Here is a 22074-nt window from a genome sequence, read left to right as displayed (position 1 = left end):
CTGCCACGGTGCTCAGGCGGTGGCGCCGTGGGTCCGGCCGTGGCGACGGGCGAGGCGCCAGGTGCCGGTGGTCCTCACCCGCCCCTCGGCTTCCCGGCGCCCCTGACGGGGGCCGCGGGTGCCCTCGGTCCGGGCGGCGAGCCGGGCCTCGTCGGCCAGCCGGTGGTCGGCTGCGTCACGGGCGAAGTCGGCGGCGCGGAAGTGGTGGAGGGCGAGGTTGGTGTCGAACATGGTGGTTCCCCCTGGTGATGACGGGCTTCTCGGTTCTGCCGGGCCATTTCTTGGCCCACGAGAAGCTTCGTCTCCCAGGGGGGTCGCGCACATCGGGCGACTGCCTCATCTACGGCCCCGGTGGGGCCTTAGGCAGACCTACGACCGGACTCAGAGGGCTCGGGAGGGGACCTTGGCGGACTCGGCCGCCGCCGGGACGGGGATGAGGTCCATCGGGCCCACCGGGCTCGCCGGTACCGCCGCGCTGTCCTCGGACGGTTCGATGCTGATGCGCGGCAGCCTGCGGTCCAGCCACTTCGGCAGCCACCAGTTGGCGCCGCCCAGCATGTGCATGAGGGCCGGGACCAGCAGGGTCCGCAGGACGAAGGCGTCCAGGGCGACGGCGGAGGCCAGTCCGATGCCGAACATCGCGATGACGCGGTCACCGCTGAGGACGAAGGCCAGGAAGACGGCGATCATGATGACCGCGGCGGAGTTGATGACGCGGCTGGTCTCGGCGAGGCCGACGCGGACGGCCCGGGTGTTGTCGCGGGTGGCGAGCCACTCCTCGTACATCCGGCTGACCAGGAAGACCTGGTAGTCCATGGAGAGCCCGAAGAGCACGGAGACCATCACGACCGGCAGGAACGGCTCGATCGGGCCCGCGGCCCCGAGGCCCAGCAGTTCGCTGCCCCAGCCCCACTGGAACATCGCGGTGACGACGCCGAAGGAGGAGGCGACGGCGGCGATGTTCATCGCGGCGGCCTTGAGCGGGATGCCGATGCTGCGGAACGCCAGGAGCAGCAGGACGCAGCCGAGGCCGACGACGGCGCCGACGAACAGCGGCAGCTTGCCGAGGATGACCTGGGCGAAGTCGTCGTAGCTCGCGGTCACCCCGCCGACGTGGACGTCCATGCCGGTGGCGGCGGTGGCCTTCGGCAGCACCTCGGCGCGCAGCCGCTCGACGAGGTCGCTGGTGTCGGTGGACTGCGGGGAGGCGGTGGGGATGACGGTGATGACACCGGTGTCGCCGCTGCCGCTGAGGGTGGAGGAGCTGACGGAGGCGACGCCCTCGGTCTGCCGGAGGGTGCCGGGCAGCTGGTCGAAGGCGAGCCGGTCGGCGGCGCCGTCGAGGTCGGCGACGAGGGTGAGCGGGCCGTTGACGCCGGGGCCGAAGCCCTCGCCGAGCATGTCGTAGGCCTGGCGGGTGGAGGAGGTCGCCGGGTTGTTGCCCTGGTCGGAGGTGCCCAGGTGGAGGGAGGCCGTGGGCAGGGCCAGCACCAGCATGACGGCGGCGGCGAGGGTGCCCAGCAGCTTGGGGTGGCGCTCGACGAACGCGGACCAGCGGGCGGCGAGCCCGGTGGGGATCTCCGGCCGCGGGCCGTGCTCGGCCAGCCGGCGGCGCTCGCGGCGGCTCAGCGCCCGCGGCCCGATGACCCCGAGGAGGGCGGGCAGCAGGGTGACGGAGGCGGCGACGGTGAGGACGACGGTCAGCGAGGCGGCGATGGCGACGCCGTTGAGGAAGCTGAGCCGCAGGATGAGCATGCCGAGCAGGGCGACGCAGACGGTGCCGCCGGCGAAGACGACGGCCCGCCCGGTGGTGGCGACGGCCCGTTCCGCCGCGACGTGCACCGGGAGCCCGGCCCGCAGACCGCGGCGGTGCCGGGTGACGATGAACAGGGCGTAGTCGATGCCCACCCCGAGCCCGATGAGGGTGCCCAGCATGGGGGCGAAGTCCGCGACGGACATCAGGTGGCCGAGCAGGACGGTGCCCATGGCGGCGGTGCCCACGCCCACCAGGGCGGTGGCGATGGGCAGCAGGCTCGCGGCCAGCGAGCCGAAGACGAGGAAGAGCACGACGGCGGCGATGACGACGCCGATGATCTCGCTGAGGTGGCCGCTCTTGCCCTCGGCGGCGCCGGCGGCGCTGCCGCCGACCGCGACGTCCAGATTGTCGGTGGCGGCGGACCGCGCGGTGTCGACCACCCGCTGGACCTCGGCCTTGTCGAGCTGGCCGGAGGTCCGTGCGAAGGCGAGGGAGGCGTAGGCGGTGTGCCCGTCGGCACTGATCCGGCTCGCGCCGTCGCTGCCGTACGGGCCGCTGACCGAGGCCACGCCGGGCAGCTCGGCGACCTCGCGCAGGGTGTCGGTCATGCGCTGTTCGACATCGGCCGCCCGTACGGTGCCACGGTCGGTGTGCCAGACGAGGGTGGCGCTGTCGCCGCCCTGGCCGGGGAACGCCTTCTCCAGGAGGGCGGTGGCACGGGACGCCTCGGTGCCGGGGACGGTGTAGTCGTTGGAGTACGCGGACCCCGTCAGCGTCGCGGCGGCGGTCGTGCCCGCGAGGGCGACGAGCCACAGCACGATGACGACGAAACGGCGGCGCAGGCACCACCGGGCAAGTGAGGTCAAAATCGCTGCTTCCCGGGTATCGCGTCGATCTCACCGGGAAGATCCCGTGGTGCCGATCGCATGGCTACTGGGGCGGATGGGCCGCTGCCGATACTGATCGGGGGCCCTCTGCTGAGCAACTCTGACAGCCAGAAAAGATCATTTGTCCCTTTTGTGGGTTAGCCCACAAGGCGCTAACAGTGCGCCGAACGGGCGTATCAGCCAGTGACGTACCCGCCCCGACCAGGCACGGAACGGACACCGCCGAGCGTTTCCGGGGCATGCGGCCGATTCCCGGCATGCCGATGGGGGCCGGCCGGGGGAGGATCCCCGGCCGACCCCCGGGGTCGGCGCGCGAACGGCCGGCGCAACTCCCGCCGCCACCGGTTCGCGTCAGTCCAGGACGCCCCACCGGTGGGCGACGTCGATCACGATGCGGTGGTCCCACTGGAAGACCCGGAACGGCAGCCGGGCGCGGACGCCCAGACCGATCTGGGTGTCGCCCTCGAAGCTGCCGACGAACCGGGTGTCCTTGAAGGTGCGGTAGCCCGTGACGTCCACGCCCGGCAGCCGCCGCCCCGCCTTCGCACGGTAGGTCGCCCTGCCCGTGGCCGGGTCGTAGCTGGGCGCCGCGACCCGGACCTCCAGGACCGCCCCGCCGGCGACGTGGATGGCATCGCCGGAACCGTCCTGATCGAGCGAGTCGACGTAGGCGACGCGATAGCCGATCGGGCGGTGCCCCACGCCCTCCATGTCGAGCACCATCCGGTCGAAACACTCGTGCCGCCCGGTTCTCACGTCGGTCAGCGGCTTGTACGAGGTGTCGACGCCGGTCTTGCCGTAGCTTCCCCAGCCGACCTCGCACATCGCCGACGACGGGTGGGCCTCCGCCGCGGTCCGGGACGCCGAGGCCGGAGCCGTCGTCGTCGCCACCGCGGCGCCCGCCAACAACAGTGCGGCCAGCGCTGTACTCCACCGTCGCATGCAGCTACCCCCAGCCTTCGAGTACGGGCTCCGGATCCGGCCCGTTGCCCGGGATCATGCCGGACCATTCGGAATGCGCACCCCACACCGAACACTTCCGGCCAATGCACCGCTGCACAAAGGCCGCCCCTCGGTGCGAGGGGCGGCCTTGTGTTCTACGTATGCGCTGCTGGACGCGGTGCGGGGATCAGCCCTCGACGCCCAGCTTCTCGAGGATCAACTCGCGGACGCGCGCCGCGTCCGCCTGGCCGCGGGTGGCCTTCATGACCGCGCCGACGAGCGCGCCCGCCGCCGCGACCTTGCCGGAGCGGATCTTGTCGGCGATGCCCGCGTTGGCCGCGATGGCCTCGTCGACGGCCGTGCCCAGCGCGCCCTCGTCGGAGACGACCGCGAGACCGCGGCCGGCGACGACCGCGTCGGGGTCGCCCTCGCCCGCGAGCACGCCCTCGATGACCTGACGGGCGAGCTTGTCGTTGAGGGAGCCCTCGGCGACCAGCGCGCACACCCGGGCGACCTGCTCCGGAGTGATCTCCAGGGCGGCGAGGTCGGTACCGGCCTCGTTCGCCCGGCGGGCCAGCTCGCCCATCCACCACTTGCGCGCGGAGGCGGCGTCCGCGCCCGCGTCGATGGTGGCGACGATCAGGTCGACGGCACCGGCGTTGAGGATGGACTGCATGTCGTGCTCGGAGACGCCCCACTCCTCGCGCAGCCGGTTACGGCGCACGCGCGGCAGCTCGGGCAGGCCCTTGCGGAGCTCCTCGACCCACTCCCGGGAGGGAGCGACCGGCACCAGGTCCGGCTCGGGGAAGTAGCGGTAGTCCTCGGCGTTGTCCTTGATGCGACCCGCCGTGGTCGACCCGTCCTCCTCGTGGAAGTGCCGGGTCTCCTGCACGATCGTGCCGCCGGAGGACAGCACCGCCGCGTGCCGCTGGATCTCGAAGCGGGCGGCGCGCTCGACGCTCCGCAGCGAGTTGACGTTCTTCGTCTCCGAGCGGGTGCCGAACTTCTCGGTGCCGTTCGGGCGCAGCGACAGGTTCACGTCGCAGCGCATCTGGCCCTGCTCCATGCGGGCCTCGGAGACGCCGAGCGCCTTGATGAGCTCGCGCAGCTCGGCGACGTAGGCCTTGGCGACCTCGGGGGCCCGCTCGCCCGCGCCCTCGATCGGCTTGGTGACGATCTCGATGAGCGGGATGCCGGCCCGGTTGTAGTCGAGCAGGGAGTGGGACGCGCCGTGGATACGGCCGGTGGCGCCGCCGACGTGCAGCGACTTACCGGTGTCCTCCTCCATGTGGGCGCGCTCGATCTCCACGCGGAAGATCTCGCCGTCCTCCAGCTGGACGTCCAGGTAACCGTTGAAGGCGATGGGCTCGTCGTACTGGGAGGTCTGGAAGTTCTTCGGCATGTCCGGATAGAAGTAGTTCTTCCGGGCGAAGCGGCACCACTCGGCGATCTCGCAGTGCAGCGCGAGACCGATCTTCACGGCCGACTCGACGCCGACGGCGTTGACGACCGGCAGCGAGCCGGGCAGGCCGAGGCAAGTGGGGCAGGTCTGCGCGTTGGGCTCGGCGCCCAGCTCCGTGGAGCAGCCGCAGAACATCTTGGTCCTGGTGCCCAGCTCGACATGGACTTCGAGGCCCATGACGGGGTCGTAGGACGCCAGCGCGTCCTCGTACGACACCAGATCAATGGTGGTCACGGAAAACTAACCTCTCAGTCCGCGAGAACGTCGTCGCTGCTCATCCGGCGCAGTTCGCGCACGAGCAGGGCGACACCGGTGGCGATGGCGGCGGCGGAGACGACGGCGTCCACGAGCTGCAGGGTGTCCTGCTCGCCCCGGGCCTTCTTCGCCTGCTTGATGACGCTCACGGCCCCGAAGAGCGTGGTGCCGATGGACAGGTACGTGCCGGGCCGGGACTTCTTGAAGCCCTTGGCCTTCGCGAGCTTTCCGCCCTTTTCGGTGTTCACAGTGACGGTGCCTCCTCGAGCAGCGGGTGACCCCAGCGGGCGTTGAACGCGGCCTCGACCGCGGCACCGACCCGGTAGAGCCGGTCGTCGGCCATCGCGGGCGCGATGATCTGCAGGCCCACCGGCATCCCGTCCTCGGGCGCCAGACCGCAGGGCAGCGACATGGCGGCGTTGCCGGCCAGGTTGGTCGGGATGGTGCACAGGTCGGCGAGGTACATCGCCATCGGGTCGTCGGCCCGCTCGCCGATCGGGAACGCCGTGGTCGGGGTGGTCGGCGAGATCAGCACGTCGACACCACCCTCCCCGAAGGCCTTCTCGAAATCGCGCGTGATGAGCGTACGGACCTTCTGCGCGGAGCCGTAGTACGCGTCGTAGTAGCCGGAGCTGAGGGCGTACGTACCCAGGATGACGCGGCGCTTCACCTCGTCGCCGAAGCCGGCTTCGCGGGTGAGCGCGGTGACCTCCTCGGCGGACTTCGTGCCGTCGTCGCCGACGCGCAGGCCGTAGCGCATGGCGTCGAAGCGGGCCAGGTTGGAGGAGCACTCGGACGGCGCGATGAGGTAGTACGCGGCCAGGGCCAGGTCGAAGGACGGGCAGTCCACCTCGACGACCTCGGCACCGAGCTCCTTCAGCAGCTCCACGGACTCGTCGAAGCGCTGCAGGACACCCGCCTGGTAGCCCTCGCCGCGGAACTGCTTGACGACGCCGACGCGCATGCCCTTGACGTCGCCGTTCCGCGCCGCCTCGACGACCGGCGGGACCGGGGCGTCGATGGAGGTGGAGTCCAGCGGGTCGTGGCCGGCGATGGCCTCGTGCAGCAGGGCCGCGTCCAGGACCGTGCGGGCGCAGGGCCCGCCCTGGTCGAGGGAGGAGGAGAAGGCGACCATGCCGTAGCGGGAGACGGCGCCGTAGGTCGGCTTGACGCCGACGGTGCCGGTGACGGCGGCGGGCTGGCGGATCGAGCCGCCGGTGTCCGTGCCGATGGCGAGCGGGGCCTCGTAGGAGGCGAGGGCGGCGGAGGAGCCGCCGCCGGAACCGCCGGGGATCTTGGTCAGGTCCCAGGGGTTGCCGGTGGGGCCGTACGCGCTGTTCTCGGTCGACGACCCCATGGCGAACTCGTCCATGTTGGTCTTGCCGAGGATGACGACGTCCGCTTCCTTGAGCTTGCGGGTGAGCGTCGCGTCGTACGGCGGGATCCAGCCTTCGAGGATCTTGGAACCGACGGTGGTCGGGATCCCCTTGGTGGTGAAGATGTCCTTGAGCGCCAGCGGCACACCGGCCAGCGGGCCGAGCTTCTCGCCGCGCTCGCGCTTGGCGTCCACCTCGCGCGCCTGGGCCAGCGCGCCCTCGCGGTCGACGTGCAGGAAGGCGTGCACCTTCTCGTCGACGGCTTCGATCCGGGCCAGATGCGCCTCGGTCACCTGGACGGCGGTGACCTCGCCCGAAGCGATCTTCGCGGCGATCTCGGCCGCGGTGAGCTTGATCAGGTCGGTCATGTCAGTCCTCCCCCAGGATCTGCGGCACCTTGAAACGCTGCTGCTCCTGGGCCGGGGCGCCGGAGAGCGCCTCCTGCGGGGTCAGCGACGGACGGACCTCGTCCGAGCGCATGACGTTGGTCAGCGGCAGCGGGTGGGACGTCGGCGGTACGTCCTGGTCGGCGACCTCGGAGACGCGGGCGACCGCGCCGATGATGTCGTCGAGCTGTCCGGCGAAGTGCTGGAGCTCTTCGTCCTTGAGCTCCAGACGTGCCAGCCGTGCGAGGTGGGCGACCTCCTCGCGCGTGATGCCAGGCATGCGGCGATCCTCAGGGTTCGTGACGGTTCTGGGCGGGTTAATGCGCCCAATCCTATGGCGCGGCGAGCACTGCCCGCGAAACGGTTTCGCTGGGCGCTGTGCCGGTGCCGGTTTCCGGGCCTCCGGGGAGGGATTCGCGCTACCGCGCGGGCCGCCTGCGGCGGGCTGCGGGTACGGTCCCGGCCGGGTGCGGCTTGCCCGCGGCGCGGCGGCGATGCGGCGCGGCGGCGGGCGCGCGGCCCTCACGACGTCTCCGCCGCACCCGCCCGACGCCGGAACCCGACGCGGCTCCCCGCTCCGGCGGTGCGGCGATACCCCGTCCCCCGCCACAGCGGAACGCCCCCGACGGGGCAGACACCCCATCCCGCCGCCACGGCGAACACCCACGACGGCGCAGCCCGGCGGTGACCGACTGCCGGTGGGAGGCATTGCCGGCGCCGAGCCGGCACTCGTTTCCTCCGCCCGGCGGAGCCGAACCGCAACCCGCCGTTTCCGGCCCGACCACTAGGTCACGGGCTGGTCCGCTTCCTCCTCCGCCGGGGCGGTGGACGTCGCGGCCGCCGCCGCGGCGGCGGCGTGGAGGGGTTCGTCCTCGCGGTGCCAACCGCTTTCGCTGCGCAGCCGCAGCCACGCCGTCGTTTCGTCCGGCGGCATCGCCGCCGCGACCAGCCAGCCCTGGACCGCGTCACAGCCCAGGTCCCGCAGGCGCTCCCAGGTCTCGTCGTCCTCGACACCCTCGGCGACGACGACCAGGCCGAGGGAGTGGGCCAGGTCGAGCGTGCAGCGGACGATCTCGGCGTCCTCGTTGTCGATGGCGAGGCGGGCGACGAAGGAGCGGTCGATCTTGAGCTCGCTGACCGGCAGACGGCGCAGGTGGACGAGGGAGGAGTAGCCGGTGCCGAAGTCGTCGAGGGACATCTTCACGCCGTGGCCGGTGAGCCCGGCGAGGGTGTCGGCGGCGCGCTGCGGGTCCTCCAGGAGGACGTGCTCCGTTATTTCCAGCTGGAGCGACCCGGCGGGGACGCCGTGCCGGGCGAGGCGGGCGGCGACCGAGCCCGCGAAGCCTGGGGTGTGGACGTCGCGCGGCGAGACATTGACCGCGACGGGCACCTCCAGGCCCATGGCCCGCCACTTGGCGACCTGCCCGAGGGCGGTCTCCAGGACGTACTCGGTCAGCCGGGGCATCAGGCCGGACGACTCGGCTATCGCGATGAACTCGTCCGGGGAGACCCTGCCGCGCTCGGGGTGCACCCAGCGCACCAGCGCCTCCAGCCCCGCGACGTGGCCGTCGAAGCCGACCTTGGGCTGATAGTGCAGCTCGACGTCGCCCGCGTCCAGGGCACGCCGCAGATCGCCCAACAGGCCGAGCCGGTCTGGGGTGTTGCCGTCGCGGCGGGCCTCGTAGACCTCGACTCCGCTGCGGTCCCGCTTGGCCTGGTACATCGCCACGTCGGCGCGGCGCAGCAGCCCTTCCGCGTCGAGGGCGTGATCGGGATAGACCGCGACGCCGGCGCTGGCTTCCAGGACGAGGGTGAGGCCGTCCAGGTCGAGCGGTGAGCCGAGTGCGGCGACCAGCGACCGGGCCACCCGCTGGGCGCTGGTCAGGGAGTCGGTGGTGGGCAGCAGTACGGCGAATTCGTCGCCGCCGAGCCGGGCGGCCTCCGCGCCGTGCGGCAGGGCGAGCCGCAGTCGCTCGGCTATCTGCAGCAGCAGCCGGTCGCCGGCGAGGTGGCCGAGGGTGTCGTTGACGGACCGGAAGCGGTCGAGGTCGATGAGGACGAGGGCGGCGCGGTCGCCGGCCTGCTCGGCCTCGTCGAGGGCGTTCCAGGTGCTCTCCAGCAGCCATTGGCGGTTGGGCAGCCCGGTGAGGGGGTCGCGGAGCTGTTCCTCGGCGCGGGCGTGGGCGATCCACAGGGTGGAGTCCAGCGCGATGAGCGGGACGGCGAAGAGGGGCAGCAGCAGGGGCGCGTGGTCGGCGACGACGGCGATGAGCGGGGCGATGCCGAGGAGGGCACCGCCGACGAGGGCCTGCCGGACCAGGGCGGTACGGGCGATGCTGCTGATGCCGCCGTTGCGCGGGGCCATGGAGTACCAGAGCAGGGCGCGGGTGACGACGAGGTAGAGGAAGGCGGCGAAGCCGATCTGGGGGATGTCGGTGAGCTGCCAGGTGTCCGGGAGCCAGGGGTCTTCGACGGTGGCGGCCGTCCCGCACAGGGCGAGGGCGAGACCGGCGGCGACGATACCGAGGATGTCGACCGCGCCGTGGAGTAAGGCCTGCCGCCAGCGGTGCCGGCGGGCGGTGGCGACGAGGGTGACGACGGCGATGCTGATGAGGGCGGCCGGTACCCAGCCGTAGAGCATCAGGACGGCGAGGGTCAGGGCGGCGCCGGAGCCGGTGCCGCCCCACCAGCGGTCCCGGCCGAGGGCGACGAGATGGGCGACGATGAGCGCCGTCAGCGTCGCCAGCGACCAGCCGACGGCACGGCCGGGAAAGAGGCCGTGGCCGGTGCTGAGTGCCCAACAGATTCCGGCGGCGAGCGCGAGCGCGGCCATCACGACACAGACCGCCGGCAGCGCGGGCGGGGGGACCCGGCGCAGCCGCGAGGCCGGTTCGGCGCTGTCGGTGGGTTTCATGCCCGTCCCTCTCACAGCCGGCGGTGCCCGCGCCACGGCAGGCGCACATCTCAACAGTAGGCCGCAGAAGGCTACGACGGGCAGCGATCGGCAGCGGTTGCCCGATTGCGATCCGCCCTCCTCCGGCCTTTGGTGGCGCTGTAGAGGTAATGCCCACTGACTATGCGGGCATTACTCCGCTGGGGTGGCGACCTGGGTGCCGCCACCCCTCGCGCGCCCCCCGGCGAGCCGGGGAGCGGGTCAGCCGGCGGCCGGGGCCTCGGCTTTGCCGTCACCCGAACTGTCGTCCGTGCCGGCGCCCGCGCCACCCTCCTGGGGGACCGCCGCCGCGCGGGCCGCGTCGGGCCCTTCCGCGAGCAGCACGGCGAAGCCGTCCTCTTCCAGTACGGGGACCTTCAATTGCATGGCCTTGTCGAACTTCGACCCGGGGTTGTCACCCACGACAACGAAGTCGGTCTTCTTGGAGACCGATCCGGTCACCTTCGCGCCCTGGCTCTGGAGGGCTTCCTTCGCTCCGTCACGGGTGTGGGAGGCCAGCGTTCCGGTGACGACGACCGTCAGTCCCGCCAGCGGGCGCGGGCCTTCGTCCTCGCCGACCTCTTCCTCCATGCGGACGCCGGCGGCCTTCCACTTCTCCACGATCTCGCGGTGCCAGTCCTCGGCGAACCACTGCCGCACCGAGGCCGCGATGGTGCCGCCGACGCCCTCGACGGCGGCCAGCTCCTCCTCGCTCGCCTCGGCGATCCGGTCCAGCGAGCGGAACTCCCGTGCCAGGGCGACCGCCGCGACCGGTCCGACGTGGCGGATGGAGAGGCCGGTGAGGATGCGGGACAGCGGGCTGGACTTGGCCCGCTCCAGCTCGTTCATGAGCTTCTTGGTGTTCTCCTTCGGCTCGGGAGGCAGCGTGCGCTTCTCCTCCCCCCGGCCCACCGTCTTCTCCTGGCCGTAGAAGTACGGGACGAGGAGGCGGTCGTCCTCGGCCGCGCCCTTGCGGGTGTCGCGGCGCCACATGCGGACGTCGCGCAGGTCCTCGACCTTCAGGTCGAACAGGTCGGCCTCGGTGGTGAGCGCGCGGGGGCCCTCGTCGGGGCTCGTGAGCGCCCGGACCGTCTCCTCGCCGAGCGCCTCGATGTCGAGCGCCTTACGGCCCGCCAGGTAGAAGATGCGCTCCCGCAACTGTGCCGGGCAGGACCGGGCGTTGGGGCACCGGAGGTCGATGTCGCCCTCCTTCATCGGGCGTAGCCCGGCCCCGCACTCCGGGCACTCGGCGGGCATCACGAACTCCCGCTCGGTGCCGTCGCGCAGATCCACCACGGGGCCCAGGATCTCGGGGATCACATCGCCGGCCTTGCGGAGCACGACGGTGTCACCGATGAGGACGCCCTTGGCCTTGACGACCTCCTGGTTGTGCAGGGTGGCGAACTCGACCTCGGAGCCCGCGACCGTGACGGGCTCCACCACCGCGTACGGGGTGACGCGGCCGGTGCGGCCGACGCCGACGCGGATGTCGACCAGCTTGGTGTTGACCTCCTCCGGGGCGTACTTCCAGGCGATGGCCCAGCGCGGGGCGCGCGAGGTGGAGCCGAGGCGGCCCTGGAGAGGGATCTCGTCGACCTTGACGACCGTGCCGTCGATCTCGTGCTCCATCGAGTGCCGGACCTCGGGGTCACCGTAGTGGGCGATGAACTCCCGCACGCCCTCCAGCGAGTCGACGACCTTGGCGTGCGCGGCGGTGGGCAGACCCCACTCGCGCAGCAGTTCGTACGCGTGCGACTGGCAGTCGATGTCGAAGCCCTCGCGGGCGCCGATGCCGTGCACCACCATGTGCAGCGGCCGGGTCGCGGTGATCTTGGGGTCCTTCTGGCGCAGCGAGCCGGCCGCCGCGTTGCGCGGGTTGGCGAACGGCGGCTTGCCGGCCTCCACCAGGCGGGCGTTGAGCTCCTGGAACTTCTCCATCGGGAAGTAGACCTCGCCGCGCACCTCGACGAAGGCGGGGACGCGGTCGCCCTGGAGCCGGTTGGGGATCTCCTCGATGGTGCGGACGTTGGGCGTGATGTCCTCGCCGGTGCGGCCGTCGCCGCGGGTGGCGGCGCGGACGAGCCGGCCGCGCTCGTACGTGAGGTTGACGGCGAGTCCGTCGACCTTGAGCTCGCACAGGAAGTGGTACGCGGTGCCCTCGCCGATGTCCTTGGCGACGCGCTCGGCCCAGCCGGCCAGCTCTTCGTCGTCGAAGGCGTTGTCGAGGGAGAGCATGCGCTCGCGGTGCTCGACGGCGCTGAATTCCGTCTCGTAGGACCCCGCGACCTTCTGGGTGGGCGAGTCGGGGGTGCGCAGCTCCGGATACTCCTCCTCCAGGGCCTCCAGCGAGCGCAGCAGCTGGTCGAACTCGGCGTCACTGACGACCGGGGCGTCCTTCACGTAATACCGGAAGCGGTGCTCCTCGATCTGCTCGGCCAGCAGCGCGTGCCTCTCCCGCGCCTCCGCGGGTGCCGTAGCAAGCGGCGTCTTCGCCTCGAGCTGTTCGCCGTGCTGTTCGCCAGCCACCGTCTCGTCCTCCCGTTTATTCCAAGAGCGCAGTCACTCAGGGTTGTCTGCGAGTGATCTCGCCGCCCGGGCGCAGTGGGCGAGGGCCGCCCGGGCATATGCGGGCGAAGCGCCCGCGAGCCCGCACGACGGGGTGATCACCACGGACTCCGCGAGAGCCCCCGGCGACAGCCCCAACCTGCGCCACAGCGTCCTGACACCCATGACGCTACCGGCAGGGTCTGACAATGGACCGTCCACGCCCGGCACCACGCCAGCGAAGAGCTTGGTGCCGGCCTCCGCGGCCTCACCGATCGCCTCGTCATCACGCTCGGTGAGCAGCGAGAAATCGAACGAGACGCCCTCGACGCCGGCTCGGCGCAGGAGCGCGAACGGCACTCCGGGGGCGCATGAATGCACGACGGGGGGTGCGCCGGTGACATCCCGCGCGAGGGCCACCAGGTCGCGCAGCGCGCCCTCGACGACGGCCCGGTCGACGGCGCGGTGGGTGCGGTAGCCGCTGGCCGTGCGGACCTGGCCGAGCAGCACGGCGGTCAGCGACGGTTCGTCGAGCTGGAGCACCACCTGGGCGCCCGGCACCCGGCGCCGCACCTCCGTCAGATGGTTCCGCAGCCCCTCCACGAGGGAGGCGGCCAGGTCCCGGCAGGCGCCCGCGTCGCTGAGCGCCGCCTCGCCGCCGCGCAGTTCCAGGGCGGAGGCGAGGGTCCAGGGGCCGACGGCCGACACCTTGAGCGGACCCTCGTACCCCTGGGTGAACTCCTCGATCGCGTCCAGGTCCTCGCCCAGCCACGACCGTGCGCGCCGGGTGTCCCGGCCCGGCCGGTCGCTGATCCGCCAGCCGCTCGGTTCGACGTGTGCGAACACCTCCACGAGCAGCCCGGCGGTCCTGCCGATCATGTCGGCGCCGGGCCCGCGCGCGGGCAGCTCCGGCAGATACGGCAGGGCCTCCAGCGACCCCGTGACGGTTTTCGCGGCCTCTCGCGCGTCCGTCCCGGGCATCGAACCGACCCCGGTGGCGACGCCCGCACCCCAGCTGAACTTGCTCTTCTCGCTCACGCAGGAAGGGTACGGGGCCGGACCGGCTTCACGCCCGCGCCGGTGGCCGACGAGGGGCCCGCCGAAGCCCGCTCAGCGGCCCGGGCGGACCGTCAGGTCGTTGATCTCCGCGTCCCGCGGCAGGTCGATGGCGAGCAGGATGGTCGTCGCGACGGACTCGGGGTCGATGTACGCCGCCGGGTCGTACTCCCTGCCCTCCTGCTGGTGCACCTTCGCCTGCATGGGGGTGGCCGTGCGCCCGGGGTAGACGCTGGTGACCCGGACGCCGTTGCCGTGCTCCTCCTCGCGCAGCGCGTCGGCGAGCGCCTTGAGGCCGTGCTTGCTCGCCGCGTACGCGCCCCAGTTGGCGTGGGCGTGCATCCCGGCGCCGGAGTTGACGAAGACCACGTGCCCCTTGGTGACCCGCAGCTGCGGCAGGAACAGCCGGGTCAGCTCGGCCGGGGAGACGAGGTTCGCCGCGAGCTGGCGGTTCCACGCCTTGGGCGCGAGGTCACCGACGCCGCCGAGGTCGCAGACGCCCGCGATGTGCAGCAGCGAGTCGACGTGGTCGGGCAGCGTCTGCTGGCTGAGGGCCCAGGCCAGCCGGTCGGGGTTGGACAGGTCGCCGACGAGCGTGCGGGCGCCGGGGAACTGCGCGGCCAGCTCCTTCGCCCGGCCCGCGTCCCGCGCGAACAGATACAGCTCGTCGCCGCGCTCGAGCAGCCGTCGGGCGACGGCCGCCCCGATGCCGGAACCGGACCCAGTGATCAGATGTGTTGCCATACCGCCCAGCTTGCCCTACTGAATCCCGGCGGACTCCTCCAGGTACGCCATCGCGCCCACCCCGTCCTCCGCGAAGAACACCAGGTCGGCGAGGGGAACCGGCAGAAAACCCTCCGCGTCCATCCGCTGGAACTGCTGCTTGAGCCCGTCGTAGAAACCCGCGGCGTTCAGCAGCACCACGGGCTTGGTGTGCATTCCGTGCTTCTTCAGCTCCAGGATCTCCGTCGCCTCGTCGAGCGTTCCCGTACCACCGACCATGATCACGATTGCGTCGGCCCGTGCGAGCAACTGCGCCTTGCGCTCGGCGAGATCCTTGGTGATCACCATTTCGTCGGCGTTCTTACGGGCCTTCGCCGCGAGGAATTCCACCGAGATCCCGACCAGCCGCCCGCCGTGCGCCTGGACGCCGTCCGCCATGACCTTCATCAGGCCGGACTCCGAACCGCCCCAGACCAGGGTGTGCCCGCCCTTGCCGATGAGTTCGGCGAATTCCCGGGCGGGGGTGGTGTAGCGGTCGTCGAGGTCGGCGGCGGAGCAGAAGACGGAAATATGCATAAGCCCACGGTACGCGCGCGGATATGCGGCCCGGCGGCGGCTCGTCCCCGTCGGAACAAGGGCGCGAATCGTACGGACCTCCGCTATGACCTGCTTTCAGACATCCTCTGTCCCGTTTCCGGATCTGTTCCGTCGCGACCTCGTCACAGTCCTCGCCGCGATTTGGGGGCTCGGCCCGGCATTGCTAGCCTGACGTGCGCTCGTCAAGCGGGCCCAAATCAAGCCAATTCCTCGGGGGAGTTCTCACGTGAAGCTTCGTCATGTCCGCGGCGCCGCCGTATTCGTCATCGCCGTCGTCGCCCTGACCGGTGCGCGCGGCAGCCACGGCGGCAGCTGCGGTGGTGGCGGCGGGTCGAGCCACAGCTCCTCGTCCTCCTCCGGCGGCAGCACGTCGGGGGGCACGTCCGGCGACTCCACCAGCGGCCTCACGAGCGGCGGCACGACCTCCTCCGGTATGACCTCCGGCACCACGAGCGGCACGTCCGGCGACTCGACCACCTCCTCGGGCTCGACCACCTACGGCTCGACCGGCGGCAGCGGGAGCCGGAACTCCGCGATGCGGGACATCAAGATCCTCGACTGCGCGTACACGGACCGGCTCGGCATCACCGCGAAGCTGGCCGCCACCAACAGCAGCTCGACGGCCTCCTACGACTACCGCATCACCGTGAAGTTCACGGGCCCGGACGGTGCCGTCATCGGCACCCGCAACCCGTCCATCCCGTGGGTCCAGCCGGGCAAGACGAGCAACCTCGACGTCTCGACCCCCTACGTCCCCAAGCCGGGCGCACCCCGGAGCGGCGGCAAGTGCGAGGTCACGAACGTCCTGCGCACCACGACGCAGCACTGACCTCCGAGGGACACCTCTTCATCCGGCGGCGCCGGGTGCCGGAAAAGACCGGCGCCCGGCGCCGCTGTGTGTGCGGGGCCGGGCGTACCGGGACGGTCGTCGTCAGCCGCTGTGGGCCGCGGCCGCCGAAACGCGGTCCGTCGCCGCGATCGTGGCCGAGCCGACGACCCGGGTGCCGTCGTAGAGCACGATGGCCTGGCCGGGGGCCACACCGCGGACCGGCTCGGCGAAGGACACGCGCAGCTCCTCGCCGACGAGCTCGGCCGTCACCGACGTCTCGCCGCCGTGCGCGCGCAGCTGCGCCGTGTACGTGCCGACGCCCTCCGGGGCCACCCCGCACCAGCGGGGCTTGATCGCGGTCAGGGCGGTCACGTCCAGGGCCTCCACGGGGCCGACCGTCACCGTGTTGTTCACCGGGGAGATGTCCAGGACGTAGCGCGGCTTGCCGTCGGGGGCCGGGTGGCCGATGCGCAGGCCCTTGCGCTGGCCGATGGTGAAGCCGTACGCGCCCTCGTGGGTGCCGACCTTGGTGCCGGTCTCGTCGACGATGTCGCCCTCGGAGGTGCCCAGGTGCTTGGCGAGGAAGCCCTGGGTGTCGCCGTCGGCGATGAAGCAGATGTCGTGGCTGTCGGGCTTCTTCGCCACGGCCAGTCCGCGGCGCTCCGCCTCGGCCCGGATCTCGTCCTTGGTCGTCAGGGTGTCGCCCAGCGGGAACATCGCGTGGGCCAGCTGCTTCTCGTCCAGCACGCCCAGGACGTACGACTGGTCCTTGGCCATGTCGCTCGCGCGGTGCAGCTCGCGGGTGCCGTCCTCGTTCAGCACGACCGTCGCGTAGTGGCCGGTGCAGACCGCGTCGAAGCCGAGCGCGAGGGCCTTGTCGAGCAGCGCCGCGAACTTGATCTTCTCGTTGCAGCGCAGACAGGGGTTGGGCGTGCGCCCGGCCTCGTACTCCGCGATGAAGTCCTCGACCACGTCCTCGCGGAAGCGCTCGGCGAGGTCCCAGCAGTAGAAGGGGATGCCGATGACGTCGGCGGCGCGACGGGCGTCACGCGAGTCCTCGATGGTGCAGCAGCCGCGCGCACCCGTGCGGAAGGACTGCGGGTTCGCCGACAGCGCGAGGTGCACACCGGTCACCTCGTGCCCGGCTTCGGCAGCGCGGGCGGCCGCCACGGCGGAGTCGACACCGCCGGACATCGCAGCGAGTACGCGGAGGCGACGGCCGTCACGAGGCCCTGAAGGTGCACCGGGGAAGTCAGTCATAGCTCTACCAGAGTAAGGGGTGCGTCCGGACCGGCTGGATTTTCCAGCCCGTCCAGCGCTTGAGGACCGGGGTCCGGGGCGGAGCCCCGGCTGGAACCAGGGGGACGCCGTACGCGTTCTGGTGCACGTGGAGCCGAAAACACAGCGGATCAGCCGTCGCGGGCTGCTGATCGGCGGCGGGGCCGCCGTGGTCGCCGCCGGGGCCGCGGGATACGCGAGGCGGGACGACCTCCTGCCGTGGTGGTACCGGGCCGCCGGCCTGGAGCGTCCGCGCACGGACGGCGAGCTCGACCACGACGGCGCCGAGTGGGTCGCCGCGTCGTCGGCGAACTGGCGGTGGGCGCACCGGCCGGCCGACTACACCGTCGACCGGGTCGTGATCCATGTGGTCCAGGGCAGCTACGGCGATGCCCTCCGGGTCTTCCGCAACCCCCTGCACGAGGCCGCCGCGCACTACGTCGTGCGCAAGGACGGTCACATCGCACAGACCGTCCGCGAGCTGGACGTGGCCTTCCACGCCGGGAACCGCCGCTTCAACGAGCGCAGCGTCGGCATAGAGCACGAGGGCTACGTGGACCGGCCCGGCGATTTCACGGACGCGATGTACCGGGCGTCGGCCGTGCTCACGGCCGGGATCTGCGCGCGTTACGACTTCCCGGCGGACCGGGACCACATCGTCGCCCACTCCCAGGTGCCGGGCACGGACCACACCGATCCCGGCCCGCACTGGGACTGGGACCGGTATCTGAAGCTCGTCCGGGCGGCGGACAGGCGCTAGCTGAGACCGGCCGTGCGGGCCCGCTCCACCACCGAGCCGATGACATCCCGCACGGCGGCCACGTCCTCCTTGGTGGAGGTGTGGCCGAAGGAGAAGCGCAGCGTGCCGCGGGCCAGGTCCCGGTCCGTGCCCGTGGCGAGGACCACATGGCTGGGCTGGGCGACCCCGGCGGTGCAGGCGGAGCCGGTGGAGCACTCGATGCCCTGGGCGTCCAGCAGCAGGAGCAGCGAGTCGCCCTCGCAGCCGGGGAAGGAGAAGTGGGCGTTGGCGGGCAGCCGGCCCGCCGGGTCGGGGTCGCCGCCGAGCACCGCGTCCGGCACGGCCGCCAGGACCGCCTCGACCAGCTCGTCGCGGAGCGCGCCGACCTCGCGCGCGAAGTGCTCGCGCCGCTCGGCGGCGAGCACGCCCGCGACCGCGAAGGAGGCGATGGCGGGCACGTCGAGGGTCCCGGAGCGCACGTGCCGCTCCTGGCCGCCGCCGTGCAGCAGGGGTACGGGGGCGTACCGGCGGCCCAGCAGCAGGGCGCCGATGCCGTACGGGCCGCCGACCTTGTGACCGCTGACGGTCATCGCGGCCAGCCCCGACGCCGCGAAGTCGACGTCCAGCTGACCGAAGGCCTGTACCGCGTCGGCGTGCAGGGGGACGTCGAACTCGGCCGCCACGTCCGCCAGTTCACGGACCGGCATGACCGTGCCGATCTCGTTGTTGGCCCACATGACGGTGGCCAGGGCCACGTCGTCGGGGTCGCGGGCTATGGCCTCGCGCAGCGCGTCGGGGTGCACCCGCCCGTGGGAGTCGACGGGCAGGTACTCCACGGTCGCCCCCTCGTGCGTGGCGAGCCAGTCGACGGCGTCGAGGACGGCGTGGTGCTCCACGGGGCTGGCGAGGACACGGCGGCGGGCCGGGTCGGCGTCCCGGCGGGCCCAGTACAGGCCCTTGACGGCGAGGTTGTCCGCTTCGGTGCCGCCCGCGGTGAAGACCACTTCGCTGGGGCGCGCGCCGAGCGATGTCGCGAGGGATTCGCGCGCCTCCTCGACGGTACGGCGCGCGCGGCGCCCGGCGGCGTGCAGCGAGGAGGCGTTCCCGGCGAGGGCGAGCTGGGCGGTCATCGCCTGCACCGCTTCCGGGAGCATCGGGGTGGTGGCGGCGTGGTCGAGGTAGGCCATGGTGGGACGATTCTACGAGCTGGGCCCGGGCGCCGTACCGGGCGTTCCGGTCAGGAGGTGCGCAGCACCCGCGCCAGCTGGCGGGACTGCGCCACCAGGCGGTCCTGGCTGTCCCAGACCTCGGCGTCCTCCTCCAGATAGCCGCCCGCGAGGTTGCGGGTGCTGACGGAGACCCGCAGCGGTCCGGGGGCGGGCCGGCTGCGGACGTGGGCGGTGAGTTCGATGGTGGGGACCCAGCCGGTCACGCCCAGCTCGAAGACGGCGGGCGGCAGCGCGTCGACGGCCAGCAGCAGGGCGAGCGGGTCGGGGTCGCGGCCGTCGGCGAGGCCGAACCAGCCGCGCATCTCGCCCTGCCCGCCGGGGGCGCCGAGCGCCCAGCCGGCCGTGGCCGGGTCGAGCCGGACGTCGAGGCGCCCGGCGATCTCGGGCGTTGTCGAGGGGTCGCCGTCCTTGCTGCTCAGGCACTGCTCGTAGGGCGGGACGGCCGGAGGCTTGGCGGTGGTGCGGACGTCCTCGGGGAGGGCGTCCAGCTCGCCGTAGGTGGCCAGGACGCGGATGCGCTCGACCTCGGCGCCGTCCTCGTCGAACTGGAGCAGCGTGGCCTGGCCCGTGGAGAGCGACCGGCTGGCTCGGATCTGCTCGGTGCGGATCAGGGCGGGTCCGGGCCTGGAGGCGGAGAGGTAGTGCGCGGTGATGGAGAAGGGGTCGGGGTGCCGGAGGGTCTCGCCGAGGGCCCGGCCCAGCAGGGCGAGGAGGTAGCCGCCGTTGACGGCGTGCCCGATGGTCCACCCCGCGGAGAGGTCCGCGTCGAACACGGCGGAGGTGCCGGGTGTGAGGGGTGAGCGCCGCGCAAGGGCGGTGTCCCGGTCGAATTCGCTGGTGCCGATGGTTCCCTGTGCCATGCTCCGCACGCTACACCCGGAAGTTACTGACTGGTAGGTCCAGTGTGCCCCGGCGTCACACCTCTTCGGCGGCCGCGCTGCGTCGGTGCCAGGCGCGCGGCGCCCGCCAGTGGAAGTGCATCGACAGCAGCCGCAGCGCGAACGCCGTCAGGACCGGGATCACGCTGGTGGTGGCGGAGAGCGCGTCGAAGTGGATCAGCAGGGCGGCCATCGTCGCCCCCATCATCGCGGGCACGGCGTACAGATCGCGGTCCCAGCGCAGCAGCGAGGGCACCTCATGGGCGAGGATGTCGCGCAGCACGCCGCCGCCGACCGCCGTGGCCACGCCGAGCGCGGCGGCGAAGGTGAGACCGAGCCCGTAGGCGTGGGCCTTCATCGTGCCGGTGACACAGAACAGGCCCAGCCCGGCGGCGTCGAAGACACCCACCGCCTTGGTGATCCGCTCGACCTCGGGGTGCAGGAAGACGACGAGCAGGGTGGCCAGCATCGGGGTCAGGAAGTAGCCGAGGTCGGTGAAGGCGGCGGGCGGTACGGCACCGATGATCAGGTCCCGCAGCACGCCGCCGCCCAGCGCCGTGACCTCGGCGAGCACGGTCATGCCGAAGACGTCGAAGTTCTTCCGCACGGCGAGCAGCGCACCCGAGATGGCGAAGACGAAGATCCCGACGAGATCCAGTGAATGCTGGACTGAGGGGCTGAACAGATCGGTGAGCACGCGACATTCTTACCCGTCGCGGACAGTGGTCCCGACCTCCCCACTGTCCCCAGCACTCCCACTGACTCTACCCAGCCCCACAGCCCCTCGGCGCTACGGCAGCGCGGGCTTGCCCGGCTTCTTGATCCAGGTGTCGAACAGGCCGCCGAGCTTCTGGCCCGAGACCTTCTCGGCAAGCGCGATGAACTGCTTGATCTCGGCGTTGCCGTAGCGGTGCTGCGAGGTCCACAGCGGCAGCAGCTTGAAGAAGGCCTTGTCGCCGATCCGCTCACGCAGGGCCTGCAGGGCCATCGCCCCGCGCGTGTAGACCGCCCGGGAGAACATCGTGTCGCGCTGCGGGTCGGCGACGACGATCTTCCAGAACGGGTCGTCGGCCCCGTAGCGGTTGTAGGCGTCCAAGAAGGACTGGTGGGCGCTCTTCTTGCCCTTGTGCTCGGTCCACAGCCACTCGGCGTAGGAGGCGAAGCCCTCGTTGAGCCAGATGTTCTTCCACTCGCGCACCGAGACGGAGTCGCCGAACCACTGGTGGGCCAGCTCGTGGACGATGGTCTCCTCGTCCCGGACCGCGGAGTAGACCGGCTTGGTCTGGGTCTCCAGCGAGAACTCGGCATCCGGCATGTCGTCGACGATGGCGCCCGTCTCCTCGAAGGGGTACGGACCGAAGACCTTCGACCAGTAGTCGGTGGCCTCGGCCGTGATCCCGTAGAAGTCGACCGGGATCTTGTCCTTGAGCTTCGGGTCGATGGCCACGTAGATCGGGGTACCGGCGGGGGTCTTGCCCGTGCGGACGTCGAACTTCCCGATGGTGGCGGTGGCGAGGTAGGGCGCCATGGGCCGGGTGGCCCGCCAGTGCGAGACGGTCTTGGACCCCTGGGTGCGGGTGGAGACCAGCCGGCCGTTGGAGATGCCGGTGAGGCCCTTGGGAGCCTTGATCCGGACGTCGAAGGCCGCCTTGTCCGAGGGGTGGTCGCTGGAGGGGAACCAGGTGGAGGCGGCGTTGGGCTCGCAGGCGACGAAGACGCCGTCGGGGGTCTTCATCCAGCCGTACTTGGAACCGAAGATGATGGGGCCGCTGAGCGGCTTGGGTATGCCGCCGTACGTCACCGTGGTGGTGAAGGTCCGGCCCTTGGCCAGGTGCCGGCCGGGGCGGATGTTGATCTCGTCGCCGCTGCGGGTGAAGTGCGCGCGCTTGCCGTTCACCTCGACCGAGGTGACCTTCAGCTGCTGGAGGTCGAGATGGAAGGAGGAGAGCGACGTGGTGGCCCGCGCGGTGATGGTGGCCCGCCCCTCGAGCCTCCCGGTGTCGGGCGTGTAGCCGATATCGAGCCCGTAGTGCCGGACGTCGAAGCCGCCGTTGCCCAGGTTCGGGAAGTAGGAGTCACCCACACCGGGCGCTCCCGGCACGGGGGCCGGGGCGGCGGAGATCACCCACACGGACGCCGCAGCGGTGGCGAGGGCGAGAAGTCTGGTCGAGCGGTGCCGGGCGGAGCGGCGGGAGAGTGCCATGA

The 22074-nt window shown here is 71.8% G+C and carries 19 protein-coding genes; 2 read left to right on the top strand and 17 right to left on the bottom strand.

The window, feature by feature from the left end; all coding sequences use genetic code 11:
- Positions 1 to 12 precede the first annotated feature (12 nt).
- The 12 genes from AB8O64_RS25555 to AB8O64_RS25500 form a co-directional block, all read right to left on the bottom strand.
- Positions 13 to 231: a hypothetical protein gene (locus AB8O64_RS25555; RefSeq protein ID WP_370421640.1), complete on the bottom strand. Its 219-nt coding sequence runs from the start codon at positions 229 to 231 to the stop codon at positions 13 to 15.
- A gap of 150 nt (positions 232 to 381) precedes the next feature.
- Positions 382 to 2622, bottom strand: coding sequence for an MMPL family transporter (locus tag AB8O64_RS25550; RefSeq protein WP_370421639.1), 2241 nt, complete (start codon positions 2620 to 2622; stop codon positions 382 to 384).
- 372 nt (positions 2623 to 2994) lie between these two features.
- Positions 2995 to 3585: a hypothetical protein gene (locus tag AB8O64_RS25545; protein ID WP_370421638.1), complete on the bottom strand. Its 591-nt coding sequence runs from the start codon at positions 3583 to 3585 to the stop codon at positions 2995 to 2997.
- Between the two features lie 187 nt (positions 3586 to 3772).
- Positions 3773 to 5281 carry an Asp-tRNA(Asn)/Glu-tRNA(Gln) amidotransferase subunit GatB gene (gene gatB, locus AB8O64_RS25540; RefSeq protein ID WP_365205843.1) on the bottom strand — a complete coding sequence of 503 codons (1509 nt, stop codon included), beginning with the start codon at positions 5279 to 5281 and terminating at the stop codon, positions 3773 to 3775.
- A gap of 14 nt (positions 5282 to 5295) precedes the next feature.
- Complete coding sequence (locus AB8O64_RS25535) at positions 5296 to 5550, bottom strand: hypothetical protein (protein WP_130880055.1); 255 nt, start codon at positions 5548 to 5550, stop codon at positions 5296 to 5298.
- The gene (gene gatA, locus AB8O64_RS25530; RefSeq protein WP_130880054.1) at positions 5547 to 7046 is read right to left on the bottom strand and encodes an Asp-tRNA(Asn)/Glu-tRNA(Gln) amidotransferase subunit GatA; all 1500 of its coding nucleotides are present in this window, start codon (positions 7044 to 7046) and stop codon (positions 5547 to 5549) included. Before gatA ends, AB8O64_RS25535 begins: the two co-directional genes overlap by 4 nt.
- A 1-nt stretch (position 7047) precedes the next feature.
- Positions 7048 to 7344: an Asp-tRNA(Asn)/Glu-tRNA(Gln) amidotransferase subunit GatC gene (gatC, locus tag AB8O64_RS25525; protein ID WP_356452817.1), complete on the bottom strand. Its 297-nt coding sequence runs from the start codon at positions 7342 to 7344 to the stop codon at positions 7048 to 7050.
- Positions 7345 to 7848: 504 nt separating this feature from the next.
- Positions 7849 to 9978: a putative bifunctional diguanylate cyclase/phosphodiesterase gene (locus tag AB8O64_RS25520; RefSeq protein WP_370421635.1), complete on the bottom strand. Its 2130-nt coding sequence runs from the start codon at positions 9976 to 9978 to the stop codon at positions 7849 to 7851.
- 240 nt (positions 9979 to 10218) lie between these two features.
- A complete protein-coding gene (ligA, locus tag AB8O64_RS25515) occupies positions 10219 to 12522 on the bottom strand; it encodes an NAD-dependent DNA ligase LigA (protein WP_370421634.1) in 2304 nt (767 codons plus the stop codon).
- A gap of 33 nt (positions 12523 to 12555) precedes the next feature.
- On the bottom strand, positions 12556 to 13578 hold the full coding sequence (locus tag AB8O64_RS25510; protein WP_370421633.1) for a methionine synthase: 1023 nt from the start codon (positions 13576 to 13578) through the stop codon (positions 12556 to 12558).
- Between the two features lie 72 nt (positions 13579 to 13650).
- Positions 13651 to 14340, bottom strand: a complete 690-nt coding sequence (locus tag AB8O64_RS25505; protein WP_356452824.1) for an SDR family oxidoreductase — start codon at positions 14338 to 14340, stop codon at positions 13651 to 13653.
- A gap of 15 nt (positions 14341 to 14355) precedes the next feature.
- Complete coding sequence (locus AB8O64_RS25500; protein WP_370421632.1) at positions 14356 to 14895, bottom strand: TIGR00730 family Rossman fold protein; 540 nt, start codon at positions 14893 to 14895, stop codon at positions 14356 to 14358.
- A gap of 247 nt (positions 14896 to 15142) precedes the next feature.
- Between AB8O64_RS25500 and AB8O64_RS25495 the strand changes: the two genes are divergently transcribed.
- On the top strand, positions 15143 to 15745 hold the full coding sequence (locus AB8O64_RS25495; protein WP_370421630.1) for a hypothetical protein: 603 nt from the start codon (positions 15143 to 15145) through the stop codon (positions 15743 to 15745).
- 102 nt (positions 15746 to 15847) lie between these two features.
- On the opposite strand, the gene mnmA is transcribed toward AB8O64_RS25495, so the two are convergent.
- On the bottom strand, positions 15848 to 17005 hold the full coding sequence (gene mnmA, locus AB8O64_RS25490; protein ID WP_370421628.1) for a tRNA 2-thiouridine(34) synthase MnmA: 1158 nt from the start codon (positions 17003 to 17005) through the stop codon (positions 15848 to 15850).
- A gap of 121 nt (positions 17006 to 17126) precedes the next feature.
- Between mnmA and AB8O64_RS25485 the strand changes: the two genes are divergently transcribed.
- Positions 17127 to 17783, top strand: coding sequence for an N-acetylmuramoyl-L-alanine amidase (locus AB8O64_RS25485; RefSeq protein WP_370421627.1), 657 nt, complete (start codon positions 17127 to 17129; stop codon positions 17781 to 17783).
- Here AB8O64_RS25485 and AB8O64_RS25480 read toward each other — a convergent pair.
- The 4 genes from AB8O64_RS25480 to AB8O64_RS25465 form a co-directional block, all read right to left on the bottom strand.
- Positions 17780 to 18949, bottom strand: coding sequence for a cysteine desulfurase family protein (locus tag AB8O64_RS25480; protein WP_370421626.1), 1170 nt, complete (start codon positions 18947 to 18949; stop codon positions 17780 to 17782). The genes AB8O64_RS25485 and AB8O64_RS25480 overlap by 4 nt on opposite strands.
- A gap of 50 nt (positions 18950 to 18999) precedes the next feature.
- Positions 19000 to 19851, bottom strand: a complete 852-nt coding sequence (locus tag AB8O64_RS25475) for a thioesterase family protein (protein ID WP_370421624.1) — start codon at positions 19849 to 19851, stop codon at positions 19000 to 19002.
- A gap of 55 nt (positions 19852 to 19906) precedes the next feature.
- Positions 19907 to 20566, bottom strand: coding sequence for a trimeric intracellular cation channel family protein (locus AB8O64_RS25470; RefSeq protein ID WP_130880043.1), 660 nt, complete (start codon positions 20564 to 20566; stop codon positions 19907 to 19909).
- A gap of 93 nt (positions 20567 to 20659) precedes the next feature.
- Positions 20660 to 22072 (bottom strand): M1 family metallopeptidase, encoded by a 1413-nt coding sequence (locus AB8O64_RS25465; RefSeq protein WP_370421622.1) that lies wholly within the window; start codon positions 22070 to 22072, stop codon positions 20660 to 20662.
- Positions 22073 to 22074 lie beyond the last annotated feature (2 nt).

It is taken from the genome of Streptomyces sp. QH1-20 (assembly GCF_041283565.1).
Classification (GTDB): domain Bacteria; phylum Actinomycetota; class Actinomycetes; order Streptomycetales; family Streptomycetaceae; genus Streptomyces; species Streptomyces syringius.
The sequence above is the reverse complement of the archived record's forward strand: the minus strand, read 5'-3'. Positions and strand labels throughout refer to the sequence as shown.

Bases quoted from the DNA above. Each gene is read 5' to 3' on its own strand.
- AB8O64_RS25555 (WP_370421640.1), bottom strand. From the start codon at position 231: ATGTTCGACACCAACCTCGCCCTCCACCACTTCCGCGCCGCCGACTTC.
- AB8O64_RS25545 (WP_370421638.1), bottom strand. From the start codon at position 3,585: ATGCGACGGTGGAGTACAGCGCTGGCCGCACTGTTGTTGGCGGGCGCC.
- gatA (WP_130880054.1), bottom strand. From the start codon at position 7,046: ATGACCGACCTGATCAAGCTCACCGCGGCCGAGATCGCCGCGAAGATC.
- gatC (WP_356452817.1), bottom strand. From the start codon at position 7,344: ATGCCTGGCATCACGCGCGAGGAGGTCGCCCACCTCGCACGGCTGGCA.
- AB8O64_RS25520 (WP_370421635.1), bottom strand. From the start codon at position 9,978: ATGAAACCCACCGACAGCGCCGAACCGGCCTCGCGGCTGCGCCGGGTC.
- AB8O64_RS25505 (WP_356452824.1), bottom strand. From the start codon at position 14,340: ATGGCAACACATCTGATCACTGGGTCCGGTTCCGGCATCGGGGCGGCC.
- AB8O64_RS25500 (WP_370421632.1), bottom strand. From the start codon at position 14,895: ATGCATATTTCCGTCTTCTGCTCCGCCGCCGACCTCGACGACCGCTAC.
- mnmA (WP_370421628.1), bottom strand. From the start codon at position 17,005: ATGACTGACTTCCCCGGTGCACCTTCAGGGCCTCGTGACGGCCGTCGC.
- AB8O64_RS25480 (WP_370421626.1), bottom strand. From the start codon at position 18,949: ATGGCCTACCTCGACCACGCCGCCACCACCCCGATGCTCCCGGAAGCG.
- AB8O64_RS25475 (WP_370421624.1), bottom strand. From the start codon at position 19,851: ATGGCACAGGGAACCATCGGCACCAGCGAATTCGACCGGGACACCGCC.
- AB8O64_RS25465 (WP_370421622.1), bottom strand. From the start codon at position 22,072: ATGGCACTCTCCCGCCGCTCCGCCCGGCACCGCTCGACCAGACTTCTC.